We start from the raw sequence: 4,158 nt of genomic DNA, 5'->3' as shown, positions 1-4,158 counted from the left end.
AATTAAATCGGCTGGATTTACATGACCGTTGGTTATGAGATACCACAAATCGTAAAGATCGCGTGGCTCGTTTCTTGCCGGGTCAAGAAGAGCGACGATCTTCTCCGATACGATCTCGTTGAGCGAATAAACCCCGATTCTTTCCTTCTCTGGCAGATCCTCATATTCATCGTATGCTTTGAGAACGGGTTTTGATGCTATGGGAAAGACGAGTTTTTCATTTATTGTGATATCCACTTTGGCCTCTTTAGCAGATACACCTGGCAGGGGTCCTTCGTATCCGAGGAAAAAGGTATGACAGTTCTCATGTGAATGTCGATCATATCGGCTGATTCGAAGTTTGATTCCCGAGGCTTGCTCTACATATTCAAAAACAAGGGCAAGGTACTCCTCAATTTTTTCAAAAGAAACATCTTCTCGCAGGGTGAAATCGAGATCTTCGGAAAAACGGTAGTCCGGGATGTAACATTTCTTGATGGCCGTGCCGCCTTTAAAGGCCAGGAGGTCTGTGAGAGATGTTTTTGACAGGCCCACGAGGAACCAGGACAGGCAATAGTCCCTTTCAAGAACAGTCTCCGGAATACGGCGGCCACCTTTCTGAGCGAGACGATTCGATAGTAAAGACAGGTTTCTCTGAGGTATCATTATGTTTTTACCACGGATAGGAGTTCGTCAGGCGACACATTGAGCTGCAATCTCCACTTCCTGACGAACTTTCCTTCAGACGGAAGAAGCGGATCAAGCCTTACATAACTCTCTGTCAGAAGCTCCTGAAGGGCTTTCCGGTTTTCCGGGGAGCCGATTCCATAAATTTCCAAGATATAGCCCAGCCTGCGTATGACAGCGCCGATGCCCATCCTTAGCGCATATTCGATCAGCCGGTCTGTGTTCAGATCCTGTTGGCGCATCCATATCCCTTTAGACGTTTCCGTAATACCGCCACAGTGCTCGGGTTGTTGGAGACAGTCGATAATGGTTTTTTCCATATTACTTACAGTCACTTTTTCCTGTTTACTCACCCATTGTTCGGTCATACCGAAAAAATGCTCCTTCTTACAGGTAATGAATTTAAAATCGGTGCCCAGAATATTAATTGTTCGGCGTTTTTTCAGTGTCGTTACATGTACGACAAGCTGTGGTTGGGTGACCATCCCGTGAATTTCCATGGCGGTACCATGAGAAAGATAATAATCCTTCCCTTCAATAAGTTCATGGGCGAGGATGAGGGGGTTGCCCATGTATTCCCTTTCCTTTCCAAGTTCGAGGGGCACGATAATAAACAAGCCTGGTTTCAACCGTGTCACTACACCCCTGTTTACGAGATTTCTTGTAAGGCTACGGGCGGAGGCCTCTTCCAGGCCAAGAATTCGCTGGACGTCTTCCAGGCGAAAGATCAATTTATATTCCTCGTAGAGTGTGGTGACTAGATGGGCGGCCTGAGGTCCAAGGGTTTTCATTTTTGTGTTATTTTTCAGATTCATAATGTGCTTCCTGGTGGCACATTTAGCACTTAAACAATAACATTGTCAATAGGAAATTATGCTTTAATCACATTTCGTGTCGTGATAAGACACAAAATGTGACTTCTTTATGACAATGTTGCTTTGAATAAGTTCTTATGCCTATTAGATCCTTATTGTGACTCCAGAATGGAAAAAGATATTGATACCTTGTCTATAAGAAAGCCAAAGGTAAGAAAAAAATCGAAATAAGCGCCATTGAGTGGCTTATGCCCTTTAAGTGACCTCTTTTCACCGAGATGTGTGTTTGAAGAAATAGCAAGGAAAGTTAAAGGGGTAGCCGTAAGTGGCTACCCCTTTTTTATCCGCTACCACAACCCCTCAGCCTGACAGGGTTCCTTTACAAATAAATTCTCATTTCCCTGAATCTTCTCTATCCTCTCACACCTTTTACATTCCTAGGTATCGACAGGATCTTCTTTGTCCCACGCATCAAAAAGTTTCCGGTTCTTTTTACTGATAATCCCATATCCCGGATAGGCCCAGTCCATATAGAAGTACGTCCGTGCAATATCTCCCCGTTTTTCAGGTGGCGGTTCCGCTTTTCTATCTTCAATCTCCATGTCACAGTTTCCGAATTCTCTTTTTTCTCCCGGGATAATCCCATAGGGGTAGTTTGAGCGAAGACCGTTGATTTCCCCCACAGCGGGCACAAGGTTGTACATATCTGCCTGCATGTATCGGTACTGAGGCTGAATCTTTTCGACACATTTCCGGCCTTTATAGGGTTTGCCCTTGGATGTTAGACAGTCTGGACTTTCGTTCTTCCATTCGGGAAAGTTATGTCCAAACTGATAGGCTGGCACTATGTGCTCCCACTCAACGCTTTTTGCGCGTTCCCATTTTTTCTTAGGGGTGTATCTATCCGAGGGAATGATTTTCTTTTTCATGGTGAATGGACAGTTGCAGTAGAATGTGGTGAGGTGGTCTGAGTATACTTGTTTTAAAAGGATCATCTTTACTTTGCTGAATGACTGGAATCTGGTATTGCCTTTGTCAGCAGCATAGGAAAATCCTCCTATCAAGCAGATTATTAACAAAGCTATGAGAAATGATGAAAATCTCTTCATTGCTTTTCCCTTATCGGAATACCTTGTATATTATGTGTTCATCAACCGTTAATTTTATCCTTTAGCCTCGAAGAGCACCTGAAAGTAACAACCTTTCTTGCTTCCAATATGATACTTTCTCCTGTTTGAGGGTTCCTTCCTTTCCGGGCGTTCTTTTCATTGACGCAGAACTTCCCGAATCCGCTGATCATGACGTCCCCACCGTTTACGAGAGATTCTTTTATTGTCCCAAGGAAACATTCGAATATTTCTGTGGATCTGTTTAAGGGAAAACCAAACTCGTTCCGTATTGATTTAATTACTTCTGCTTTTGTAAGGGCCATGGGGAAGGTACCTCCTTTGATAATAAGGGTGTTTGTATTTTATGGGGCATATCGATAGAAAAAATACTTGTATATCACAATTTTGTCAAGGAAGAACAGATAGATAATGACTGCAAACGAATTAACAGTCAATTGCCTTTTAATGGGTGCTGTCTCAATGAATTGTCGATGCAGGTTATCTGTGCTGAAAAACATAAATTCAAGCTCGATCCCCACCGTCTTTCTTACAGGTCAAAGCTGGCATATATTAGTGGCACTCGTGTTCATATATAGTAGAGGACTTGTTATGGCGGATCTGCAATACATAAAAACGAACAGTCTCAGGGACAAAGCTGGAAAAAACCGGGACAGTGCCAGGGAAAAGGGAATAATTATCTTACTGGTGTCTCTGGGCTTTTTTGTTGTGATCGGTGGATTGGGCCTGCTGGAAATCGGGATAATTGGATTGGTACTGGCTGGTATGGTCGGTTTATGTGTTATGTTCGGCACCGGCACCGATACTATAATTGCCGAAGCTGGTGCTGATGGCGAGGAATACGCGTTAAAAACACTGTCAGAACTGGATGACAGCTACACCATATTCAACCAGGTAAGGATACCCTGTAAAGAATCTAAAACCGGGTACAGGGAAGCCGATTTTGTTGTGTGTGGACCCAATGGAATATTTGTCGTCGAGGTGAAGAATAATAAAGGGATAATCGTGGGAACTGAGGCCGATCCGAAATGGGAAGTGCGAAAGGTCGGTGGAGGGGGAACCCCGTATTCTGATCATATGAGAAACCCTATCAGACAGGTCAGGTCTCATATCTTTCCCTTGAAGGAGTACTTTGTATCCAAGGGTATCAATGATGTCTGGATTAACGGAGCGGTGTTGTTTACCAATCCGGAGAGTGCATTGAAACTGCATATCAGCGGAAGGGTTCCTGTTTTGAGGCCTACCAATATTGAGGATCACATCACGAAACATAGACAAAGATGCTCTTTTAGACATCAGCATAAAGTTGTTTCCGCGCTGACGAGGCTACACGTAGTGGAAGTATAAATAGCGTCGTTCTTTCGAATCCTCGACATCAAGAAAGTCAAAACACAATTCTACCTTCTTGGCCCAAATTCATGAAGACAAAAATATTCTTATGCAATAACAGTAAGTTAAAGACGGCCAGCCTCGTTTTCTGGCACTACATGTTTGAGTGGTCATAGAATCTTTTTCACCATCCGTCCAGGCACAGAAGCAATGTTCAAGGC

The 4,158-nt window shown here is 43.6% G+C and carries 5 protein-coding genes; 1 reads left to right on the top strand and 4 read right to left on the bottom strand.

Going from position 1 to position 4,158, the window contains the following annotated elements; all coding sequences use genetic code 11:
* The 4 genes from Q7J27_05725 to Q7J27_05710 form a co-directional block, all read right to left on the bottom strand.
* A partial coding sequence (locus Q7J27_05725; protein MDO9528641.1) for a nucleotidyl transferase AbiEii/AbiGii toxin family protein occupies positions 1-645 on the bottom strand: 645 nt, incomplete at its 3' end.
* Complete coding sequence (locus Q7J27_05720) at positions 645-1,481, bottom strand: hypothetical protein (GenBank protein ID MDO9528640.1); 837 nt, start codon at positions 1,479-1,481, stop codon at positions 645-647. The genes Q7J27_05720 and Q7J27_05725, both read right to left, overlap by 1 nt.
* Positions 1,482-1,918: 437 nt before the next feature.
* Positions 1,919-2,590, bottom strand: coding sequence for an endonuclease (locus Q7J27_05715; protein ID MDO9528639.1), 672 nt, complete (start codon positions 2,588-2,590; stop codon positions 1,919-1,921).
* Between the two features lie 41 nt (positions 2,591-2,631).
* A complete protein-coding gene (locus tag Q7J27_05710; GenBank protein ID MDO9528638.1) occupies positions 2,632-2,913 on the bottom strand; it encodes an integration host factor subunit alpha in 282 nt (93 codons plus the stop codon).
* Positions 2,914-3,199: 286 nt separating this feature from the next.
* Here Q7J27_05710 and Q7J27_05705 point away from each other — a divergent pair, with 286 nt between their 5' ends.
* Positions 3,200-3,955, top strand: a complete 756-nt coding sequence (locus Q7J27_05705) for a nuclease-related domain-containing protein (GenBank protein ID MDO9528637.1) — start codon at positions 3,200-3,202, stop codon at positions 3,953-3,955.
* Positions 3,956-4,158 lie beyond the last annotated feature (203 nt).

The organism is Syntrophales bacterium, assembly GCA_030655775.1.
Lineage (GTDB): Bacteria > Desulfobacterota > Syntrophia > Syntrophales > JADFWA01 > JAUSPI01.
The sequence above is the reverse complement of the archived record's forward strand: the minus strand, read 5'-3'. Positions and strand labels throughout refer to the sequence as shown.

Bases quoted from the DNA above. Each gene is read 5' to 3' on its own strand.
- Q7J27_05720 (MDO9528640.1), bottom strand. From the start codon at position 1,481: ATGAATCTGAAAAATAACACAAAAATGAAAACCCTTGGACCTCAGGCC.
- Q7J27_05705 (MDO9528637.1), top strand. From the start codon at position 3,200: ATGGCGGATCTGCAATACATAAAAACGAACAGTCTCAGGGACAAAGCT.
- Q7J27_05715 (MDO9528639.1), bottom strand. From the start codon at position 2,590: ATGAAGAGATTTTCATCATTTCTCATAGCTTTGTTAATAATCTGCTTG.
- Q7J27_05710 (MDO9528638.1), bottom strand. From the start codon at position 2,913: ATGGCCCTTACAAAAGCAGAAGTAATTAAATCAATACGGAACGAGTTT.